Genomic DNA, 21,844 nt, shown 5'->3' on the forward strand with positions numbered 1-21,844 from the left:
GCCCATGAATGCCGGCGATGGAACCCGTGTCACCCTGAGCGAATTGATCGAGATGCGCCATCGCGTGCGGGAAGTGCAGCTGTTTTCCACGCCGAGCCAGCGCAGCCCGCTGATCGGCCTGCACCACTCGAAACTGCGCGGGCGCGGGGTCGACTTCGACCAGGTGCGGGTGTACCAGGCCGGCGACGACGTACGCACCATCGACTGGCGCGTCACCGCACGCACCCAGGAGCCCCATACCAAGCTGTTCCATGAAGAGCGCGAACGGCCGATCTTTATTATGGTGGAACAAAGCTGCCGGCTGTTTTTCGGCTCGGGGCAGATGTTCAAGTCGGTGCTGGCAGCCCAGGCGGCGAGCCTGATCGGCTGGGCAGCGCTGGGTCACAACGACCGGGTCGGCGGCCTGGTGTTCGGCGACAGCGAGCACTACGAAATCAAACCCCGTCGCAGCAAACAAAGCCTGCTGCAACTGCTCAACCGCCTGGTGCGGGTCAACCAGAGCCTCAACACCGAACGTCGCCCGGAAGCCGACGCCCTCGGCATGGCCTTGCGCCGGGCCCGGGAAGTGCTGCGCCCGGGCAGCCTAGTGATTGTGATCTGCGACGAGCGCGCCCTGACCGAAGGCGCCGAGCAACAGTTGAGCCTGCTATCGCGGCATTGCGACCTGCTGCTGTTGCCGGTCTCCGACCCGCTGGACCACGCCCTGCCTGCCGCCGGGCTGTTGCGTTTCGCGGAAAGAGGCGCGCAGCTGGAACTGGACACCCTGAATTTTGACCTGCGCCAGGCCTACAAAGCCCAGGCCGAAGCCCGCAGCGCCCGCTGGGAACTGCTCGCGCAAAAGCTGCGGGTGCTGTTGATGCCTTTGAGCACCCAGGGTGAAATGGTCGAGCAACTGCGCGAATACCTGAACCCGCAACGCCCGGTTAAAAAGCAATGAGCAGCCTCGACCAACTGCAACCCTTGATCGCCCCGCCGGTGATCGGCTTCTGGCCGCCGGCGCCGGGTTGGTGGCTGTTGCTGCTGATCCTCCCGCTGGCGGGCTGGGGCCTGTGGTGGCTGCGACGCTTCCTGCCGGCCAAACGCCCGCTGGCCCGTGCCGAACAACCCCTGGACCCGTTGCGCATCGCCGCCCTCGCCGAGCTGGCCTTGATGCCCAAACCCTATGACGGCGCGCCGGCCGGTGCCTGGCTGCAACAACTCAACGGCCTGCTTAAACGCCTGTGCCGCAACGACTATCCCTACAGCCAGAGTCATACCCTCAACGGTCGCAAATGGCTGGCGTTCCTCGACAACCGTTGCCCCGCCGCCGGCCTGACCCGCTGGATGGTGCTGGTGGAAGGCGCCTACAAGCCCGAATGCAAACTCGACGACAAGGCCATCGCCGGCCTGACCCAGGCCGTCGACACCTGGATTCGCAAACATGTTTGAGTTCGCCTGGCCGTGGATCTTTGCCCTGTTGCCCTTGCCGTGGTTGCTGCGGGTCGTCTTGCCGGTGGCCGACAGCGGCGAGCCGGCGTTGAAAGTCAGCTTCCTGAGCGACCTCGAAGGCCTCGCCCGTCGCCGTGCGCGGGTCAACCTGCCGGGCTGGCGCCAGCAAGCGCCGTTCGTGTTCCTGTGGCTGTTGCTGTTAACCGCCGCTGCCCGCCCGGAATGGCTCGGCGAACCGCTGCCCATTGCTGCCAGTGGCCGAGATTTGCTGGTGGCGGTGGACGTCTCCGGCTCGATGGACTTCCCCGACATGCAGTGGCAGGACGAGGACGTCAGCCGCCTGAGCCTGGTCAAGCACCTGCTGGGGGACTTCCTGGAAAGTCGTGAAGGTGACCGCGTAGGCTTGATCCTGTTCGGTAGCCAGGCTTATCTGCAAGCACCCCTGACGTTTGACCGACGCACCGTGCGTACCTGGCTCGATGAGGCCCGCATTGGCATCGCCGGTAAAAATACCGCGATTGGTGACGCCATCGGCCTGGCCCTCAAGCGCCTGCGTCAGCGCCCTGCGCAAAGCCGGGTGCTGATCCTGATCACCGACGGTGCCAACAATGCCGGCCAAATCGACCCGCTGACCGCCGCCCGCCTGGCCGCCGAGGAAGGCGTAAAAATCTACCCGATCGGCATCGGCGCAGACCCCGAGCAAACCGGTTCCCTGGGCATCCTCGGCGTCAACCCGAGCCTGGACCTCGACGAGCCGGCCCTCAAGGCCATCGCCGAAGCCACCGGTGGCCGCTACTTCCGCGCCCGCGACGGCAATGAATTGCTGAAGATCAAGGAAACCCTCGATCAGCTTGAACCCGTGGCCCAGCAACCGACCCAGGCCCGCCCCGCCCAGGCGCTGTACAGCGCGCCGCTGGCGTTGGCACTGATCCTCAGCATGCTGCTGGTGATCCAGGAACGCTGGCCGGATAACGCCCTGCAACGCCTGTTCAACAAACTCTCAAGCAAGGGCCGTTTCCTGCAACCCAACCCCGAATGGCGCGAACGCCTGAAACGCCTGCGTTTGCGGAGGCGTCGATGATCGCCCTGTGGCCGCACTGGTTCCGTCCCTGGTGGCTGTTGCTGCTGCCCCTGCTCGGCTGGCTGCTGTGGCAGTTGTGGCACCGGCAGAAACGCGCCGGGCGCTGGCAGATGATCCTGCCACAGGCCTTCCATGCCGCGCTGCTCAGCGGCGGCAGTGGCCGGGAAAGCAAATCGCCGTGGGTGGTGCTGGGCATCGCCTGGCTGCTGGCCGTGCTGGCGTTGCTGGGCCCGAGTTGGGAACGCGTCGAACAACCCAGCCAGAAACCCGCCGACCCGCTGGTGGTGCTGCTGGAACTGACCCCGGAAATGCTCGCCACCGACAGCCCGCCCAGCCGCCTCGAACAGGCGCGGCGCAAGCTGTTCGACCTGCTCCAGGCCCGCAGCGATGCGCAGACCGCCATCGTGGTCTACGCCGGCAGCGCCCACACCCTGGTGCCGCTCTCGGACGACCTGGCCACCAGCCATAACCTGCTGGAGGCCCTGCGCCCTTCGATCATGCCTGAGCCCGGCCATCGCGCGGACCTCGCCGTGGAAAAAGCCCTGGGCCTGCTCAAGCATGGCGGCCTCGGCCAGGGCCGCCTGCTGCTGATTGGCTCGTCGCTGTCCAAGCAGGAGCGCCAGGGCATCCGCCTGCAGTTGCAAGGCAGCCAGGCGCCGACCTTGTCGATCCTCGGCATCGGCAGCCGCGAAGGCACGCCGGTGACCCAGGAAAGCGGCGAATTCCTCAAGGACGCCCAGGGTGCGATCCTCGTACCGCGCCTCGACAGCCCGACGCTCAAGGCCTTCGCCAGCGAAATGGGCGGCCGCTACCGCCAGGCCCGCCTGGACGACAAGGACCTGCGCCACCTCGGCCTGCTGGACGGCCCGCAAAGCCTGCGCAATGACGGCCAACTGCTGCACCTCGACACCTGGGCCGACCAGGGTTATTGGCTGCTCTTGCCGCTGTTGCTGCTGGCCGCCTGCGCCGGGCGCCGCGGCTGGCTGTTCTTCTTGCCGTTACTGCTGTTGGGCGCGCCACAGCCCAGCTATGCGTTCGACTTCCAGGACCTGTGGCTGCGCCCGGACCAACAGGGCCAATTGCTGCTGAAGCAAAAACGCCCGGCCGAGGCTGCCGAACATTTTGAAGACCCGCAATGGCAAGGCGTCGCGCTGTATGAAGCGGGTAACTACGCCGAAGCCGCCAAGCGTTTTGCCGAAGGCAGCGACGCCTATTCCCACTACAATCGAGGCAATGCCCTGGCCAAAAGCGGCGAACTGGAAGCGGCGATCGACGCCTACGAACAGGCCCTGGAAGCCCAGCCCGACTTGCAGCCGGCACTGAAGAACAAAGCCCTGGTGGAAAGCCTGATGCAGCAGGAGCCGGAAAAAACCGAGCCGGCCAAGCCTGCAAAAAACGAGGATGACGAAACCACCCAACCCGGCCAGACTGCGCAACCGGGCGCCAACAGCCAAGCCGCCACCGGTGGCGAGCAGACGTCCCAAGGCCAGGGCCAGCCCGGTACGACCGATACCCAAACCGGCGCCACACCCCACGCCGGCAGTAACGAGGTACCCGGCAGCGAGTTGGGTGATGAGCAAACCACCACGCCGCCCCTGCGCCCCGCCGACGGCACGATCGAAGGCGAACAGCGCCAGGCCCTGGAACAATGGCTGCGGCAGATCCCGGACAACCCCGGCGAGCTGCTGCGACGCAAATTCTGGTACGAACAGCAACAACATCAGGACAAGACTCGATGAACCGCTGCACCGCCCTTCTTCTCACCCTCGCGTTGTGGGCCAGCCAGGCCCAGGCCGCCGGCCTGGTGGCCAGTGTCGACCGCAGCCGCATCAACTCCGGGGAGACGGTGGAACTGACGGTGGAGTCCAACGACGTCACGCTGTTCGGCAAACCGGACCTGGCGCCCCTGGACCCGCTGTTTGAAGTAAGCGGCACCCGCCAGATCAACCAGCTCACCACGCTGGCCGGCGACAACCACGCCACCACCCGCTGGATCATCACCCTGCTGCCCAAGGAAAACGGTACCGTGGTGATTCCGCCGTTGCAGATCGGCGAACTCAAGACCCAGCCGATCACCTTGCAAGTGGTGGAAACCGTCAGCCAGAACACCGAGACCCAACTGGCCCCGGTGTTTATCGAAACCAACCTTGATCAAGACAGCGTCTACGTCCAGGCCCAGGCGCTGCTGACCGTGCGCGTCTACCACTCGGTGTCGCTGTATGACGACAGCAGCCTCACGCCGTTGCAGATCGCCGACACGCGCATCGAGCAACTGGGCGAGTCGCGCACCTACGAAAAAGTCATCAACGGCATCCGCCATGGCGTGATCGAAACCCGCTATGCCATCTACCCGCAGCACAGCGGCACGCTGACGATCCCGCCGCAGATCTTCAGCGCCACCCTGGCGGAGCCACGTCCCGCCCAGGACAACAACCCTCAAGGCTCCAAGCCCGGCAAGCTGATCCACGTCAGCTCGCCGGAGCTGTCACTGACGGTCAAGGCCAAGCCTGCGCTGTACCCGGCAGACGCCCCCTGGTTGCCGGCCCGCAGCCTGACCTTAACTGAAGCCTGGAACCCTGAGCCGGATCACGTGCAGGTCGGCGACTCCCTGACCCGCAGCCTGACCCTGAAAGCCGAAGGCCTGGCCGGCGCACAACTGCCGCCCCTGGCGCTGAGCGACATCCCCGGCCTGCGCCGCTACCCGGACCAGCCGGTGCTGAGCAACCAGAACAACGACCGCGGCCTGATCGGCAGCCGTGAAGACCGCGAAGCCCTGGTGCCCAACCGCGTCGGCCCACTCGAACTGCCGCCGGTGGAAGTGGTGTGGTGGAACACCCACGAAGACCACCTGGAACGCACCAGCCTCCCGGCCCGCACCCTGCAAGTGGCGACCAACCCGAGCCTGATCGTGGACACACCGGCCAGCCCCACCGTAATCACCGCGCCGGACAACGACAGCCTGTGGATCTGGCAACTGACCAGCCTGATCCTGGCCTGCACCACCCTGCTGGGCTTCGGTTTGTGGTGGCGTGCACGCTGGCAGCCGGCGATCCTGCGGGCCGCGCAAACCGGCCCGAGCCCGCGTACCTTGCTGGACGACCTCAAACGGGCGAGCCAGGCCAACGACCCGCAAGCCACGCGCCAGGCACTGGATGCCTGGGCCCGGCAACAGCCGGAGACCCTGGCCGACATGGCCGCGCGGTTTGTGCCGCTGTCGGATGCATTGGACGGGTTGAATGGCGCGCTGTACAGCGAGAGTGGGCAGTATTGGCAGGGTGAGGAATTGTGGCGGGCGGTGAAGGCGATTCCGATGGCGGAGCGTGAGCAGGACCCTGCGGGGGACAGCACCAGCTTGCCGCCGCTGTATCCCAAGTAGCCCCCCTCTCAGAAACACCACGAAGCAAATGTGGGAACCGGGCTTATGTGGGAGCTGGCTTGCCTGCGATGGCACCACCGCGGTCTGGCTGATAGACCGAGGGGATGCCATCGCGGGCAAGCCCGGCTCCCACACAAACCTGGCTCCCACATTTTGATCTGCTGCGTTTGGGTTATTTGCGCGCCGCCTCCCACGACTTAACCATCTCGTTATAGCTGACCGTCTCACCCTGTGGCTTCTCATTCGCCAGCTTCGGCTTCGGCGCACCCGGCTGGTCAAACCAGTACTGCGCGTCCCGCTCCTCGTTCATCTTAGGCCCGCAAATCGGCTGCACCTTGGAGCGTTCCAGGCGCGTCATGATCGCATCCTGGTCCTTGGCCAACCCATCCAGCGCCTGTTGCGGCGTTTTTTCGCCGCTGGCCGCTTCCGAAATATGGCTCCACCACAATTGCGCCAACCGTGGATAGTCCGGCACGTTGGTGCCGGTCGGGGTCCACTCCACCCGGGCCGGGCTGCGGTAGAACTCCACCAGGCCACCGAGTTTCGGCGCCAGGTCAGTCATGGCCTGGGAGTTGATGTCGGATTCACGAATCGGCGTCAGGCCCACGATGGTTTTCTTCAGCGACACGGTTTTCGAGGTCACGAACTGCGCGTACAGCCAGGCCGCGAGTTTCTGCTTCTCGGGCGTCGACTTGAGGAAGGTCCAGGAACCCACGTCCTGATAGCCCTTCTTCATGCCTTTCTCCCAATACGGCCCGACCGGCGATGGCGCCATGCGCCATTTCGGCGTGCCGTCGGCGTTCACCACCGGCAGGCCCGGCTTGGTCATGTCGGCGGTAAACGCGGTGTACCAGAAGATCTGCTGGGCGATGTTGCCCTGGGACGGCACCGGCCCGGATTCGGAGAAGGTCATGCCCGCCGCTTCCGGTGGCGCGTAGGCTTTCATCCAATCCACGTATTTCTGCGTGGCATACACCGCCGCAGGGCCGTTGGTGTCGCCACCACGGCTCACGCTGGAACCCACCGGGTGGCAGTCCTCCACGCGAATGCCCCACTCGTCCACCGGCAAGCCGTTGGGTAGGCCCTTGTCGCCGCCGCCGGCCATGGAGAACCAGGCATCGGTGAAACGCCAGCCCAGGGACGGGTCTTTCTTGCCGTAGTCCATGTGCCCGTAGACGCGCTTGCCGTCGATTTCCTTGACGTCTTCACTGAAGAATTTGGCGATGTCTTCGTAGGCTGACCAGTTCACCGGCACGCCGAGTTCATAACCGTATTTCTCTTTGAACTTGGCCTTCAGGTCCGGCCGTTCGAACCAGTCGGCGCGGAACCAGTACAGGTTGGCGAACTGCTGGTCGGGCAATTGGTAGATCTTGCCGTCCGGCGCGGTGGTGAACGAGATCCCGATGAAGTCCTTGATGTCCAGGGTGGGCGACGTGAAGTTCTTGCCTTCGTTGGCCATCAGGTCGGTGATGGATTCGGTCTTGCCATAGCGAAAGTGCGTACCGATCAAGTCGGAATCGTTGACCCAGCCGTCATAGATATTCTTGTCGGACTGCATCTGGGTTTGCAGCTTTTCCACCACGTCGCCTTCCTGCAGCAAGTCGTGGGTCAGCTTGATCCCGGTGATTTCGCTGAAGGCCTTGGCCAGCACCTTGGATTCATATTCGTGGGTGGTGAGGGTTTCCGACACCACGTTGATCTTCATCCCGCGAAAAGGCTCCGCGGCCTTGATAAACCACTTCAGCTCTTCGAGCTGTTGGGCTTCGGTGAGGGTCGACGGTTTGAACTCACTGCCGATCCATTTTTTCGCAGCGTCTTCATAGGCATCGGCCCAGGCCGCAGCACTGAGCCCGCTGAGCGCCAGCACGGCCGCCAATGAAATGCTATGTCGCAGCTTATTGTTTTTATCGAACATAGAGACCTCCTGGTTTTGGGGTTCAAAAGGGGCAACTAGCCCCAGCGCATCACAGACAACAGCCACACCAGAGACAGCGCGGACGCCACCCAGATGCTCCAGCCGGTTACGCCGATCACCAACAAATGCAGGTAGGCGCTGCCGAGAAGACCGATAAACAAGCGATCACCACGGGTGGTGCTGATCGGTAACACGCCGCGCCGGGGGATACTCGGCGAGCGCAATTCCCAGGTCGTCATGCCCGCCAGCAGCAGGCCGATGGCGACAAAGAACAGTGCAGTCGGGGTGGTCCAGGCCATCCATTCCATCATCGACTCCTCAGACCCGGCCCAGGGCAAAGCCCTTGGCCACGTGGTTGCGAACAAACCAGATCACCAGCATGCCCGGCAGGATGGTCAACACCCCCGCCGCCGCCAGCACGCCCCAGTCGATGCCGGAGGCGGACACCGTGCGGGTCATCACTGCAGCGATGGGCTTGGCGTTCACCGAGGTCAGCGTGCGGGCCAGCAGGAGTTCGACCCAGGAAAACATGAAGCAGAAAAACGCCGTGACGCCGATCCCCGAGCCAATCAGCGGGATGAAAATTTTCAGGAAAAACTTGGGGAAGCTGTACCCGTCGATGTAGGCGGTTTCGTCGATTTCTTTGGGCACACCGGACATGAAGCCTTCCAGAATCCACACCGCCAGCGGCACGTTGAACAGGCAATGGGCCAGGGCCACGGCGATATGGGTATCGAACAGGCCAATGGAGGAATACAGCTGGAAAAACGGCAGCAAAAACACCGCCGGCGGTGCCATGCGGTTGGTCAGCAGCCAGAAAAACAGGTGCTTGTCACCGAGGAAGCGGTAGCGCGAAAACGCGTAGGCCGCAGGCAGCGCCACACTCAGGGAAATAACGGTGTTGAGGCTCACGTAATACAGCGAGTTGAGGTAGCCGGTGTACCAACTCGGGTCGGTGAAAATCACCTTGTAGTTGGCGAAGGTAAAGTCCTGGGGAAACAGGGTCAGGCCACCGAGGATTTCGGTGTTGCTCTTGAAGGACATGTTCAGCAGCCAGTAGATCGGCACCAGCAGGAACAGGATGTAGACCAGCAGCGGGATCAGCTTGCGCTTGCGCATGTTGGCGGCCTCAGCGGTTGGCGTCGGAGTGGGTCATGGCGGTGTAGAACAGCCAGGACACCAACAGGATGATCAGGAAGTACACCAGTGAAAACGCCGCCGCCGGGCCCAGGTCGAATTGCCCTACAGCCATCTGGGTGAGCGTCTGGCTGAGGAAGGTGGTGGAATTCCCCGGCCCGCCCCCCGTCAGCACAAACGGTTCGGTGTAGATCATGAAACTGTCCATGAAGCGCAGCATCACCGCGATCAGCAGCACGCTTTTCAGCTTCGGCAGCTGGATATGTCGGAACACTGCCCAACTGGAGGCCCGATCAATCCGCGCCGCCTGGTAGTACACATCCGGGATCGCCCGCAGCCCCGAGAAACACAGGAGCGCCACCAGGGACGTCCAGTGCCACACGTCCATCACCAGCACCGTGACCCAGGCGTCCATGGTGTTGGCTGCGTAGTTGTAGCTGATGCCCATCGCGTTGAGCGTTGAACCCAGCAGGCCAATGTCGGCGCGGCCGAAGATCTGCCAGATGGTGCCCACCACGTTCCACGGGATCAGCAGCGGAATCGCCATCACGATCAACACCAGCGAGGACCAGCGACCCTTGGTGGGCATGGTCAGGGCGATGGCAATCCCTAAGGGAATTTCGATCAGCAGCACGCACGCGGAATAGATGAACTGGCGCAACAGCGAGTCATGCAGGCGCGGGTCCAGCAGCACCTGTTTGTACCAGTCGGCGCCGACAAAGTAGCGGCTGGACTGATCGAAGATGTCCTGCACCGAGTAGTTGACCACGGTCATCATCGGGATCACCGCACTGAAGGCCACCAGCAAAAACACCGGCAATACCAGCCACCAGGCCTTGTTGTTCTGCACCTTGTTCATGGCTGCACCTCCAGCAGGTAGTCATCGGCATACAGCATCAGCCATTGCCCCGGAAAGCTGATGGACGCATGGCCCTCGGGCACCGGCTTGTCTTCCGCCAGGCGCACTTTCAGCGGTGCGCCGTCGAGGTTGAGGGTCATGATCTTGTAGGTGCCGAGGTCTTCCACATGGGTGACTTGCGCCTGCAACGCGTCGGGATTGTGCTCATCCCACACATGGATAAATTCCGGGCGGATGCCCACCTGCAGTTTCTTGTAGGGTGTTTCGCCAATGCGCTGCTGCAACGCCTCGGGCAACGCCAGATGCGTGCCGGCAAAGCGCACACCGCCCGCCTCGGCCTGCACCTCAATCAGATTCATCCCCGGGCTACCGATGAAATAGCCGACAAAGGTGTGGCTTGGCCGCTCGAACAATTCCCGTGGCGTGCCGAACTGCACGATCTGCCCGCCGTACATCACCGCGATCTTGTCGGCGAAGGTCGAGGCTTCCAACTGGTCGTGGGTGACGTAGACCATGGTGATGTTGAACTGCTCGTGAATCTGCTTGAGCTTGCGCCGCAGCTTCCACTTCAGGTGCGGGTCGATCACCGTCAGTGGTTCGTCGAACAGGATCGCCGACACGTCATCACGCACCAGCCCGCGGCCCATGGAGACTTTCTGTTTTTCATCGGCGGTGAGGTTGCGGGCCTTTTTGCCCAGCAGGTTTTGCAGGTCGAGCACCTCGGCGATTTCCTGCACCTTGCTGTGCACCTTCGCCTCGGCCATGCCCTGGTTGCGCAGCGGGAAAGCCAGGTTGTCGAACACCGTCATGGTGTCGTACACCACCGGGAACTGGAACACCTGGGCGATGTTGCGTTTTTCCGGGGTCAGCTCGTTGACCACCTTGGCATCGAACAGCACCTGGCCTTCGGACGGGCTGAGCAGGCCGGAAATGATATTCAGCAAGGTCGACTTGCCGCAGCCCGAGGGCCCAAGCAAGGCGTAGGCGCCACCCTGCTCCCAGATGTGGTTCATCTCGCGAATCGCGTAGTCCTCGGGGCCAGCGGGCTTTGCGCTGTAGCTGTGGGCCAGGTTCTGCAAATGGATCTCGGCCATCAGGCAACCCTCGCAACACGTCGACCCGGGGCCTGGACCAGGCGTCCCTGGCCATCGAACACAAACAATTTGTGGGTAGGGATATAGATGCGGATCGGCGCGTCGACGTCGTACTCATGCACGCCGGGCAAATGCAGCACCAGCAGGAAGTGTTCGCTGCGCACATGCAGGAAGGTTTCCGAGCCGCTGATCTCGGCGACTTCCACGGTCACCGCCAACTCCAGGTCGTCATCGTTGCTGGGCACCAGGCTGATATGGCTGGGCCGCACGCCAAAGCGAAACTCGCCCTCGCCGATGGGCCGCAGGTCGACGTTCAGCGGGAAGTGCACAACGTTGGCAAAGCTCACTTCATTGCCGCTGATGCGCCCGGGCATCAGGTTGATCGGCGGCTCGGAAAACAGCTCGGCGGCCAGCACGGTCTGCGGCTGGTGATAGACCTCGGCGGCCTTGCCGCTCTGGATCACCCGGCCCTCATGGAGAATGGTGGTGGTGCCGCCCAGGGCCAGGGCTTCGTTGGGTTCGGTGGTGGCGTAGATCGCAATGGTGTGGCGCGCCTTGAACAGCTCGCGCATTTCCTGACGCAGTTCTTCCCGCAGTTTGTAGTCCAGGTTTACCAGGGGCTCGTCGAACAGGATCAGCTCGGCGTCCTTGACCAGCGCTCGGGCCATGGCGGTGCGCTGCTGTTGGCCGCCCGAGAGTTCCAGGGGGTGACGCTGGAGGAATTTCTCGATGCGCAACATCCGGGCGGTTTCGAGAACCTTGCTCTGGATCTGCTCGGCCGACACACCGGCCTGGCGCAGCGGCGAGGCGATGTTCTCGAACACGGTCATGGTCGGGTAATTGATGAACTGCTGATAGACCATCGACACGTTGCGCAAACGCACCGGTTTGTGGGTGACATCGACGCCGTTCATCAGGATGCGCCCGCTGTCGGGCTTGTCCAGGCCGGCCATCAGGCGCATCAGGCTGGTCTTGCCGGACAGCGTGCGGCCCAGCAATACATTGAAGGAACCGGCTTCGAAACGCAGGCTGGCGTCGTCGATCCAGGTCTGGCCTTCGACAACGCGAGTGACGTGCTCCAGGGTCAATGACATGACACGACCTTTTTATTATTGGAATGGTTCTGGCAAGAGCACAGAGCGAGTTCCGTGCCAAAAACCCAAAACCCAGGCGGGTCAACGGGTTAGGCAAAAAGGCGGTTCACCTCTGAACAGAAATGAACAGGCCGGCCTGAACAACTGAACACGTGGTGGGTTGACAATGAACAGTTCTGAACAACACTTTGTGTCGGAGCGAGCTTGCTCGCGAAGAACTTCAGGGCGCCGCGTTCATTCTGGATGGGCGCGTTATCGTTGACGTTCTTCGCGAGCAAGCTCGCTCCTACATAGGTAGAGATAGAACCCAGAACAACAATAAAACAAGGGTCACCGCCATGAGCACACCGCTGGCGCACGATGCCATCATCCAGGACTCCTGGCGCCGCTGCCGCGCCTATGGGCTGGATCACCAGAGCACGCCGAGCTTCGATCAACTGCCCGCAGACGGTGTTAGCCAGTTGCTGGAAAGCCAGCATTCCCTCGTGCAAACCACCCATCAGGAAGTGCTGCCCTACTACGAAAATATTCTCAGCAATTCCAACTGCCTGATCATGCTCGCCGACAACCAGGGCCAGGTGCTGACCTCCTGGGGCACTCAACGCTTTATCGAACCCAAACTGGCCCGGGGTTTCAGCGCCGGGGCCAGCTGGATGGAGCGCGCAAGCGGCACCAACGCCATCGGCACGGCGCTGGCCTGTGCCCAGGCGGTGCATATCGAACACGACGAACACTTCCTCAAGGCCAACCGTTTCATGACCGGCTCGGCGGCGCCGATCTTCGATGCCCAGCGGGAAATCATCGCGGTGCTGGATGTGTCCAGTGACAGCTACCTGCCGCCCTCCCACACCCTCGGCATGGTCAAGATGATGAGCCAGACCGTGGAGAACCGGCTGATCCTCAACCTGTTTCGCGGTGAGCATTTCCAGCTGACGTTCAACACCGGGTTGAACAACCTGGATAGCCAATGGGCGGGCTTGCTGATCTTTGATGAAAGCGGCCAGGTGCTGTCGGCCAATCGCCGGGCAGACAATCTGCTGGGTATCAGCCTGTCGCGGGTACTGATCGACAGCCTGTTCAAGGTGTCACTGCTGGAGCTGCTCAACCAGCCCGAAGGCCTGCCCTTCTCGCTGCAAGCCGCGGGGCGAAACCGTTTCCAGTGCCTGTTGAAACGCCCGAAGCAGGCGCCGGTGCAGGCCCGCGTGTTTATGGAAACCCAGAAACCCAGCGAACCCGCCCCCACGGCCATCAACCTCAAGACCCTGCACTTTGGCGACGCCCGGGTGGAAAAGGCCGTGCGCCAGGCCGAGCGCCTGCTGGAAAAAGACATCCCGTTGCTGATCCACGGTGAAACCGGGGTGGGCAAGGAAGTCTTCGTCAAAGCCCTGCACCAGGCCAGTTCCCGCAGCCAACAGGCGTTTATCGCGGTCAACTGCGCGGCGATCCCCGCCGAACTGGTGGAATCGGAACTGTTTGGCTACGAAAAAGGCGCGTTCACTGGCGCCAACCAGAAAGGCAGCATCGGCCTGATCCGCAAGGCCGACAAAGGCACGTTGTTTCTCGACGAAATCGGCGACATGCCGCTGCCCACCCAGGCCCGGCTGCTGCGGGTGTTGCAGGAACGCTGTGTTCAGCCGGTGGGCAGCAGCGAGTTGTTCCCGGTGGATTTGCGGATCATCTCCGCCACCAACCGCTCACTGCGGGAACAGGTGCAGCTCGGGCGTTTTCGCGAAGACCTGTATTACCGCATCGGCGGCCTGACCCTGGAACTGCCGCCGCTACGGGAGCGCACGGATAAACAGGCACTGTTCAAGCAACTGTGGCAACAGCATCGGGAACCGACGCAGTGGGCCGGGTTGAGTCATGAGGTGATGGCGCTGTTTGAGCAACATCCATGGCCGGGGAATTTAAGACAGGTCAGCAGCGTGTTGCAGGTGGCGCTGGCGATGGCGGAAGAGCAGCCGATTCGGGCGGAGCATCTGCCGGATGATTTTTTTGTGGATTTGAATGGGGTGGTGCCGGAGCCACAGGGCGAAAGACTGGATGACAGCCTGGACCTGGCCCAACGGCTGAAGGCGGTGGGCGGCAATATCTCGCACCTGGCCCGGGAGTTGGGGGTTAGCCGTAATACGCTGTACAAGCGCCTGCGGCAAAACGGGGATTCTAGTCAGGGGCACGGTTAAACCTGTGGGAGCTGGCTTGCCTGCGATGGCGGAGTGTCAGTCAACATCTCTGTCACTGATACACCGCTATCGCAGGCAAGCCAGCTCCCACACTTGAACTACGTCGGGTTTGGAATTTGGGCTCAGTTCAGAACCGGCGTCGCCCCCATCGGTACTTTGCGACCCGGCGCGGCCATTTCAAACAGCTGCTCCACCCGGGCACTTTCTTGCGCGCTCGGTTTGATCGCCAACGCACACACCACAAAAATCCCCGCATTCACCACCAACCCGACGATCCCGCTGGTCAACGACCCCAACCCGGGAATGTCATCCGGGTAGATCGTCGTCAGCACAATCGCCACCACGATCCCCGCCAGCATCCCGGCAATCGCGCCTTCCTTGTTGCCACGACGGCTGAAGATCCCGAAGAACAGCGGCACCGCCAACTGGATAATCCCCTGGTAGGAAATCTGCGCCAGCAGTTGCAAGCGTGAATAATCAAAGGTCAGGTACGCCAGCACCGAGGCGGCGACGATAAACACCACCATCCCGGACTTGGCCAGCAGGGTCAGTTGGCGATCGGTACGCGGGGTGTTCCAGGTGGCCAGGTCATTGGCGAACTGGGTACCACATACCTGTACACATCCGTCGACGTGGCCGATGCTCGCCGCCAGCACGATGACAATGGCCAGTGCCAGCATCCACGGCCCGCCGATGTCGAACAGCGAGAGGAACCAGCCTTGTTGCGGGTGCGCGATAACATTCGGGTCCTGGCTGATGGCTGCGGCAAACAGCATCAGGATGCCGTAGAAACCACCCACCAACAGGATCGTATACAGCGTGCCCTTCTTCACGGCCTTGACGCCGCTGGCGGTGTAGATGCGCTGAAAACTCATGGGCCAGCACATCGAGCCGATCACCCCGGTGAAGATCAGGCTGAACATGTACAGCGGGCCATAACCGGTGCCGCTGGCGCCAGGAATCAGCAGCATTTTTGCGGGCAAATGCGACAGGTTGGAGAACGACGCCTGGTCGCCGAACAGCAGGAATACACACAGCGCCGCGCACAATACGTAGGCGATCAGGCCCTGGAACATGTCGGTCATGATCAGCCCGCGCATGCCCATGCTCACCGTCCAGTATTGGCGCACCAGCACCACCCCTACGCCGGCGATCAGGCAGGTGGTGACGCCCCAACGGCCGAAACTGGCGAACTGGAACAGCATCGCCAAGGCCTGGATGCCCATCACTACCCACGGGAACACCGAGATGATGCCGATGATCGAGGCCACGCGTTTGACCACAGGGCTGTTGAAGCGCATGCCGAGCAGGTCTGGCTGGGTGCGCAGGTTGAAGCGCTGGCCCCAGGTCCAGGCGCGGCGCGCCATCAGGTACATCGCTGTCACGCCCAGGGTGGCGTAGACCATGCCGTAGAAGCCCAGGGCGCCGCCGATGGTCAGGGCAAAAAACGCGGTAAAGGTCGAGCCCGGCCACCACGAGTTGGTGTAACACATGGCGATGTACCACGGCCCGTAGGAACGCCCGCCTACGGCGTAATCGGAAAAGCTCGTGCTCTCGCGGTTGGTGGCGTACAGCACGGCGATCATCCCGGCCAGGAACAGGCCGATGACGCCGAAAGTGATAAAGAGGTTGGCATCGCTGGTGGTGCTGATCATGGCGCATCCCCCTCTTCGGGAATTTCACCGGCTTTCAGCTCGGCGACATACAGCGCCCACAGGCCCAGGCCTGCGAGAACCGCGATGGCGATCCAGTAGAAGATCGGCAACGGAATGCCCAGTACCAACGCGGTACTGCCGCTCACGCTCAAATAGAACGGCGGGAATAAAGCGAGCATCAGCAACAGGAAAAAGTACACGCCGAAGAGTTGGCTCTTCAGGCGTCCGGGTGGTGCGGTATCGGATTTCATGAGTCGGGTGCTCCTTGAATTTCTGGATCGGTTTGTTATGTGATCAAACAAAAAATCAAGCAGTGAAACGTCAGCGCAAACCAGCGCCAAAGGCGGTACAGCGGGTGTCATCGTTATTGTTATGGCGCAGGCTCAAGCCTGTCTTAGCCAGGTTTCCCATTGCGAATCATTGATGATGCTGCGGGCACGCATGTGCTTCCAGGTGCCGTATTTGTAGAAGTCGAAATCCAGCTGGGACACGGCGTGCTGCACCATCGCCCAGGTCGACCATTTGATATCCGCCAGGGCCTTGTGCAACTTGATGCGCGCCAGGTTCTGCGGGGTGACCTGGCCGAAGTAGTCTTCAATCAGGGCCAGCTCCATCTCGTCGGTAAAAAACATCTCGCCGAACCACAGCGCCAGCTCGTAATGCCGGTCGTTGTTGGAGGCGTATTCGAAGTCCACCAGGCGAATCTGCCGACGGTCGTTGAGCATGAAATTACCCGCCAGGGTGTCGTTCATGCACGGTGCCAGGTCGATGCCGGATGCTTGCAACACACCGCGGGCGCGCTCGCATTGGCGGCGCAGCCAGGCGTCATCCGCGGGTTTGCAGCCGTTGAGTTGTTCCACCTGGCGCTGGTGCTCGGCGATCATGTCGAACACGGTTTTGGTCTGCACCAGCGGCGGCTGGTCATTAAAGGCCTTGAGGGCGTGCAGCGCGTTATGGCGCACGTCGCGGTCGAGAAAATCGTGGTTGGACGAGGCGCGCCAGCCTTCCATGAACTCGAACACTTCCACGCCGAACTCTTCAAGGAAGGCAAACACCGGCGCGCCATAGCCGGTTTGCGCCGCCTTGAGGCTGGCGTCGTGGGCGGTGCGGCGGTCGATAAACATCTCGGTGCCCACACCGGGCACCTTGAAGAAATAGGCGGTGTCGATCCCGGCCACTTCCACCCGCCAGTTGGTGTTGGAAATCCCGCCGCTGACCGGCTCATAACGAATGCCGGTGCCGCCCCAACTGGCGACCCCGCGCACCGCTGCTTCCAGCTGACACTCTTGTGGCGTACACGCCTCACCCAACGCTTTCATGCCTGCCCCTCCTGTACCTGACGTAGCCAACTTTCAAACCGTGGGTCGTGCAGACTTTGGCGGCAGCGCAACAGTGTCCACTGCCCCACCTTGGAAAACTCCAGCGGCCGCGCCGACGTGGCGCCGACCCACAGGCCCCAAAGGGTCCAGTACCAATCGTTGATCAGGGCGTACAAACGGCAGCGGGCGTAGTCGCTTTCGCGGCAGTGGCCGGCCCACGCGACAATGCCTTCGCGCCAGTCGCTTTCAAACACGTACAACTCGTTGAGGCTGATGGCCACGTCGTACCAGGGATCGCCGCAGCCGCCGTAGTCGAAGTCGATCAGTTGCAAGGCGCCGTCCGGGCCGATCATCACGTTGCTGACCACACCGTCACCGTGCAGCGGTACCGCGTCACTGGCGCTCAATTGCAGGGAGGTCCAGGCCAGGTCAATGCAGGTGCCGACCCAGGCATGGTCGATGGGCAAGGCCACGCTGTAGCGCACACACAGTTCGTGCAGGTGCTGGATATCTTGCAGCGGCGAGCGGGTGAAGCCCGGCGAAGCGCCCTGGTGCAGTTGTTTCTTCAGGGCCCAGAGCGCTTGCAGGCGTTGGGGTTGCATCAGTTCGTCGAGGCGGGCCCAGCGCCATTCGCTGGCGGGCAAGGCGTCCAGCAGCAGCACGCCGGCCGCCGCATCCACCAGGCGCACGCCGGGGGTGACGTCGCACGCCGCCGCCAGTTGGGTGGCGCGGGCGCTGCGTTCGATGTCGATCAGCGCGCGCATGTCGTCATGCAACACCTTGGCGTAACACTGGCCCCACGGCGCGGTGACGGTAAAGCCCGCCCACTCGGTGGCCAGTCGCACCGGCGAGGCAATCCCGGCGGTGCCCTCTTCGACCACCACATGGGCGGACAAGCCGGCAGCCTCCAGGGCGCCCAGCAGCCGCGACTTAGCTTGCAAACGACTCGACATGGCAGACCTCAGCGGTAGGCGTTGGGGGTGGAACAGGCTCGGTGCAACAACGCGGTCAGCATGTGCAAACCGTTGCGCATGTCCTGCTCGCTGGTGAACTCCGCTTCGTTATGGGACACGCCGTTACTGCTCGGGATAAACAGCAGGCACACCGGGTAATGCCGGCTCAGGCTGATAGCGTCGTGGCCCGAGACGGTGACGCTGTTGCCGATGGGCAAGCCCAGTTGCTGGCCGACGCTGTAGGCCAACTCGGAAAAGCCGTGGTGCAGGTGAGTCGGTTCACGCAGGGCGCGGCTTTCGATGGTGTAGTCCGTCGCCGTGGCGGCGGCGGTGGCCTTGAGCGTGGCGTCCAGGCGCGCGCCGGCGGCGGCCAGCAACTCGGTGTCCGGCGACCGGTACTCGACGTGCAGCGTCACGCTGGAGGGCACCACGTTGGGTGAGTTGGGGTAGATCTCCAGGCGCCCCACCGAGCTGTGCAGTTGCAAGCCGTGCAGGTCCGCTTCGGCGCGCACTGCGGTGATCGCATGGGCGGCGGCGAGCAAGGCGTCCTTGCGCGCAGCCATGGGCGTAGGGCCGGTGTGGTTCTGTTCGCCGATAAAACGAATGCGTTGTTTGAGGGCGGCCCAGGTGTCACGCACGACGCCGATGGCCAGGCCGTTGCGCTCAAGGCCGTCGCCTTGTTCAACGTGGATTTCCACATAACCGGCCACGTCCAGCTCAACCTTGCCCGCCCCCAGATAACCAATCTGTTGCAGCGCCTGCTTGAGGCTGATGCCCTCACCATCGCGGCACGCCCAGGCGTCTTGCAGGGCCAGGTCGCCGGTGAACACGCTGCTGCCGATCAGGCTGGGCTGGAAGCGCGCGCCCTCCTCGTTGGTCCAGTTCACCACCGCCAGGTTGCACGCCGGCACCTCGCCGCGTTCGCGCAGTTGGCGGGCCAGGCTGGCCACCGCGACGGCGCCGGCCAGCACACCGTACACACCATCGAAACGCCCGGCGCTGGGCTGGCTGTCCAGGTGTGAGCCACACAGCACGTAGGGCGCGTCTGGATTAAAGGTGATCAAGCCAAACATATTACCCACGGCGTCCACGCGCACTTCAAAGCCGCGCTCGGTCAGCCAGGCGGCGAACAGGTCACGCACCGCGCCATCTTCGGCGGACGCCGCCAGGCGATGCAGCCCGCCGGCTTGGGTGGCGCCGATGGCTGAGGTGTCGCGGAACAGCGCCTCGAAGGTTTCAAGGTCCTGCTCGCTGGGCGACAGCCACTCAGGGGTAAAGGATGTCGACATGGGCTTGCTCCAGGCGGGTCGCAAAATCGTCGGACGGCGCACGATTGGTAATCAGGGTCGTGATGGCGCTGAACGGCAGCGTATTGATAAAGGTGCGGTGGCCGAACTTGGCGTCATCCGCCAGGATCACGCTGCGCAGACTGTGTTTGGTCAGTTCCCGGCGCAGCAGCGCCTCGGGCTCCTGGTAGTCCATGAACCCCAGTTCCAGGTCGACGGCGCCGATGCCCATGAAGGCAATGTCGTAATGGAACTGCCGGACGAATTCCAGGGTGTGGGCGCCAATCAGCGCGTTGTCGTTACGGCGTACATCGCCGGGCACCACCAGCACCTGGTTGGCGCTTTGTTCGGTGATCAGGCGGGCGATGTCCAGGGAGTTGGTGATGATGCGCAACTGGCTGAACCCGATCAGTTGCTGGGCCAGGGCCAGGGTCGAGGTACCGGTGTCGAGGAACAGCACCATGCCTTCACTCACCAGCTTCGCCGCACGCACTGCAATGCGTGTCTTGGCCTGGGGCTTGATGCGGCTGCGCACTTGCAGCGGCTGTTCTTCGTTGAGGCGCGGCAGGATCGCGCCACCGTGGATGCGCCGCAGCTTGCCGGCTTCTTCCAGGTACTTGAAGTCGCGGCGGATGGTTTCTTCGGAGACGAACAGTGCCTGCGCCAGGTCCGACGCCTTGACGCGCTGGTGTTGGGTGAGCAGGAGCATGATTTCGTCGAGACGGGGCTGGTTGAGCATAAAAGAGTGGTTCCAGGGCAGGTTCAGGCGGCCGGTACTGCGCGGCCCACGGCGAGACGCGGCAAAAGCCGGTCCAGCAGGGAGCATCGGGCGTAATACGGCCATGGACAGGGTCACGGGTACCTCTCACTCATCAGGGTGTGAAAGGGCAGGACAACACAAAGTGTTTATCACGGGCAGGCTTCTGTTGAGCCCACTCCGGGTGCAATCAGTCAGGGCGTCAGCATCGGGGGAAGGTGCTGATCCCAAGGGGCGATGGCTTCCACGGCGGCGCAGAACTGCAGCACCTGGGCGTCGGCAAACCGTGGGCCGATCACCTGCAAGCCAATCGGCAAACCGCTCGGACTGAAGCCACAAGGCAAGCTGGCGGCGGGGTTGCCAGTGATATTGAACGGATAGGTAAACGGCGTCCAGCGTGCCCACGGCACCGCGCCCTCCTCCCCTGGCCAGCCTTCGGGGGCCACCCGGTCGGCGGCGAACGGCAGGATCGGCATTGTCGGCATCAACACTATGTCGTAATCGTTAAACAGCGCGTGTACCTGATTGGCAAACAGTGCGCGTTGCTGCACGGCCTTGAGGTAGGCCGCCAGATCGTAATCGGCGGAGCGTTTGATCAGCGCGGCAAAACCGGGGTCCAGTTGGTCGAGGCGATCGGCCAGGGATTTGCCGTAGGCGATGCCGCGCCCGCCGACCCACAGGGTTTCGAAGGTGGAGAGCGGATCTTGCCAGTCCAGGGTCAGGGTGGTGACGGTGACCGGCAGCTCTTCCGCGAGGTAATGCACCGCTGCTTCGACGGTGGCGGCGATGACCGGGTCCACCGGCGTTTCGAACAAGGTCGGGCAGTAGGCCACGCGCAACGGGCCCAACGGCCGGTCGCAGCGGGCCAGGTAGGACTCGGTGGGTGCGGGCAAGGCCTGGTGGTCCAGCGGGTCGGGGCCGGAGAGGATGTCGAAGAGCAACGCGCTGTCACGCACGGTGCGGGTGATCGGGCCGGCGTGGCTTAGCATTTCAGTGGCGGACCAGGGCCACGTGGGGATGCGCCCCAGGGAGCCTTTAAGGGCAAACGCACCGCAGAAGGCGCCGGGGATACGCACCGAGCCGCCGCCGTCGGAGCCCAGCGTGGCCGGGACCATCCGCGCCGCCACGGCAATTGCCGAACCGGAACTGGAACCGCCGCTGGTGAGTTGCGGGTTCCAGGGGTTGCGGCCATTGCCGAAGACGCGGGAGGTGCTGGCGCCGGTCCACCCGAACTCGGTGGTGGCCGTCTTGCCGAGGATGATCGCGCCGGCGTCTTTGAGACGGCGAATGATCGGCGCGTCTTGTGTTGGGACGTTGTCCAGCCCAGTGAGCGAGCCGCGGGTGGTGCGCAGGTTGGCGGTGGAGAACAGGTCTTTGATGCCGAAGGGGATGCCGTGGAGCGGGCCTTTTATCTGCCCGGCCTCGGCGGCCACCGTCATGGCATGCGCCTGCTCAAGCGCGGACTCGGTGTAGACGTCGCCAAAGGCATTCAGTGTGGAATTGTGGGTTTTGATGGATTCGAGGCTTTGCTCCACCAGTTGCACGGGGGTGAGCGTGCCTTGGCGGATGCTTTCGGCTGCGTACAGGACGCTGGGCATATCGGTCAGTGAGGTATCAGTCTTCATTGAGCATCCTGGGACATCTGCGAAATGGTCCAGCGGGTACGTCAATAGACGCCAAGGGAATGGCGGCTGTCAAGTTGGATTT

Annotated in this window: 19 protein-coding genes; 6 read left to right on the forward strand and 13 right to left on the reverse strand. The window is 62.9% G+C overall.

The genetic code is table 11. The annotated features are described in order from the left end of the window. Nucleotides 1-4 precede the first annotated feature (4 nt). From HX855_RS18995 to HX855_RS19015, 5 genes are read left to right on the forward strand one after another with little or no spacing between them, the layout of a single operon-like run. Complete coding sequence (locus HX855_RS18995) at nucleotides 5-937, forward strand: DUF58 domain-containing protein (protein WP_003218540.1); 933 nt, start codon at nucleotides 5-7, stop codon at nucleotides 935-937. Then, nucleotides 934-1,428 (forward strand): DUF4381 domain-containing protein, encoded by a 495-nt coding sequence (locus HX855_RS19000; RefSeq protein WP_177088192.1) that lies wholly within the window; start codon nucleotides 934-936, stop codon nucleotides 1,426-1,428. Before HX855_RS18995 ends, HX855_RS19000 begins: the two co-directional genes overlap by 4 nt. Then, a complete protein-coding gene (locus HX855_RS19005) occupies nucleotides 1,421-2,509 on the forward strand; it encodes a VWA domain-containing protein (RefSeq protein ID WP_177088194.1) in 1,089 nt (362 codons plus the stop codon). The genes HX855_RS19000 and HX855_RS19005 overlap by 8 nt, the downstream gene beginning before the upstream one ends. Beyond that, complete coding sequence (locus HX855_RS19010; RefSeq protein WP_177088196.1) at nucleotides 2,506-4,248, forward strand: tetratricopeptide repeat protein; 1,743 nt, start codon at nucleotides 2,506-2,508, stop codon at nucleotides 4,246-4,248. Before HX855_RS19005 ends, HX855_RS19010 begins: the two co-directional genes overlap by 4 nt. Next, the gene (locus HX855_RS19015) at nucleotides 4,245-5,885 is read left to right on the forward strand and encodes a BatD family protein (protein WP_177088198.1); all 1,641 of its coding nucleotides are present in this window, start codon (nucleotides 4,245-4,247) and stop codon (nucleotides 5,883-5,885) included. The genes HX855_RS19010 and HX855_RS19015 overlap by 4 nt, the downstream gene beginning before the upstream one ends. Before the next feature lie 172 nt (nucleotides 5,886-6,057). Here the strand turns inward: HX855_RS19015 and HX855_RS19020 are convergent, their stop codons facing one another. Genes HX855_RS19020 through HX855_RS19045 form a run of 6 tightly spaced genes read right to left on the reverse strand, consistent with a single transcriptional unit; the run spans nucleotide 6,058 to nucleotide 11,984 of the window. Beyond that, nucleotides 6,058-7,800 carry an ABC transporter substrate-binding protein gene (locus HX855_RS19020; RefSeq protein ID WP_177088200.1) on the reverse strand — a complete coding sequence of 581 codons (1,743 nt, stop codon included), beginning with the start codon at nucleotides 7,798-7,800 and terminating at the stop codon, nucleotides 6,058-6,060. 35 nt (nucleotides 7,801-7,835) lie between these two features. Then, on the reverse strand, nucleotides 7,836-8,108 hold the full coding sequence (locus HX855_RS19025; RefSeq protein WP_177088202.1) for a DUF2160 domain-containing protein: 273 nt from the start codon (nucleotides 8,106-8,108) through the stop codon (nucleotides 7,836-7,838). 10 nt (nucleotides 8,109-8,118) lie between these two features. Then, complete coding sequence (locus HX855_RS19030) at nucleotides 8,119-8,919, reverse strand: carbohydrate ABC transporter permease (protein WP_177088204.1); 801 nt, start codon at nucleotides 8,917-8,919, stop codon at nucleotides 8,119-8,121. A gap of 10 nt (nucleotides 8,920-8,929) precedes the next feature. Further along, complete coding sequence (locus tag HX855_RS19035; protein ID WP_177088205.1) at nucleotides 8,930-9,796, reverse strand: carbohydrate ABC transporter permease; 867 nt, start codon at nucleotides 9,794-9,796, stop codon at nucleotides 8,930-8,932. Beyond that, nucleotides 9,793-10,890: an ABC transporter ATP-binding protein gene (locus HX855_RS19040; RefSeq protein ID WP_177088207.1), complete on the reverse strand. Its 1,098-nt coding sequence runs from the start codon at nucleotides 10,888-10,890 to the stop codon at nucleotides 9,793-9,795. The genes HX855_RS19035 and HX855_RS19040 overlap by 4 nt, the downstream gene beginning before the upstream one ends. Then, on the reverse strand, nucleotides 10,890-11,984 hold the full coding sequence (locus tag HX855_RS19045; protein WP_177088209.1) for an ABC transporter ATP-binding protein: 1,095 nt from the start codon (nucleotides 11,982-11,984) through the stop codon (nucleotides 10,890-10,892). Before HX855_RS19045 ends, HX855_RS19040 begins: the two co-directional genes overlap by 1 nt. Nucleotides 11,985-12,322: 338 nt before the next feature. Between HX855_RS19045 and HX855_RS19050 the strand changes: the two genes are divergently transcribed. Beyond that, a complete protein-coding gene (locus HX855_RS19050; protein WP_177088211.1) occupies nucleotides 12,323-14,167 on the forward strand; it encodes a sigma-54-dependent Fis family transcriptional regulator in 1,845 nt (614 codons plus the stop codon). A 122-nt stretch (nucleotides 14,168-14,289) separates the two neighbouring features. Here HX855_RS19050 and HX855_RS19055 read toward each other — a convergent pair whose 3' ends face one another. From HX855_RS19055 to HX855_RS19085, 7 genes are all read right to left on the reverse strand, one after another. After that, a complete protein-coding gene (locus HX855_RS19055; RefSeq protein WP_177088213.1) occupies nucleotides 14,290-15,822 on the reverse strand; it encodes a sodium:solute symporter in 1,533 nt (510 codons plus the stop codon). Further along, the gene (locus tag HX855_RS19060; RefSeq protein WP_010173095.1) at nucleotides 15,819-16,073 is read right to left on the reverse strand and encodes a hypothetical protein; all 255 of its coding nucleotides are present in this window, start codon (nucleotides 16,071-16,073) and stop codon (nucleotides 15,819-15,821) included. The genes HX855_RS19055 and HX855_RS19060 overlap by 4 nt, the downstream gene beginning before the upstream one ends. 132 nt (nucleotides 16,074-16,205) lie before the next feature. Then, a complete protein-coding gene (locus tag HX855_RS19065; protein ID WP_177088215.1) occupies nucleotides 16,206-17,141 on the reverse strand; it encodes a choline kinase family protein in 936 nt (311 codons plus the stop codon). Then, a complete protein-coding gene (locus HX855_RS19070; protein WP_177088217.1) occupies nucleotides 17,138-18,094 on the reverse strand; it encodes an aminoglycoside phosphotransferase family protein in 957 nt (318 codons plus the stop codon). The genes HX855_RS19065 and HX855_RS19070 overlap by 4 nt, the downstream gene beginning before the upstream one ends. Nucleotides 18,095-18,102: 8 nt before the next feature. Continuing rightward, nucleotides 18,103-19,383: a Zn-dependent hydrolase gene (locus tag HX855_RS19075; RefSeq protein WP_177088219.1), complete on the reverse strand. Its 1,281-nt coding sequence runs from the start codon at nucleotides 19,381-19,383 to the stop codon at nucleotides 18,103-18,105. After that, the gene (locus HX855_RS19080) at nucleotides 19,361-20,119 is read right to left on the reverse strand and encodes a DeoR/GlpR family DNA-binding transcription regulator (protein WP_177088221.1); all 759 of its coding nucleotides are present in this window, start codon (nucleotides 20,117-20,119) and stop codon (nucleotides 19,361-19,363) included. The genes HX855_RS19075 and HX855_RS19080 overlap by 23 nt, the downstream gene beginning before the upstream one ends. 212 nt (nucleotides 20,120-20,331) lie before the next feature. Further along, nucleotides 20,332-21,762: an amidase gene (locus HX855_RS19085; RefSeq protein WP_177088223.1), complete on the reverse strand. Its 1,431-nt coding sequence runs from the start codon at nucleotides 21,760-21,762 to the stop codon at nucleotides 20,332-20,334. Nucleotides 21,763-21,844 lie beyond the last annotated feature (82 nt).

This window comes from Pseudomonas sp. IPO3778 (assembly GCF_013386825.1).
Lineage (GTDB): Bacteria > Pseudomonadota > Gammaproteobacteria > Pseudomonadales > Pseudomonadaceae > Aquipseudomonas.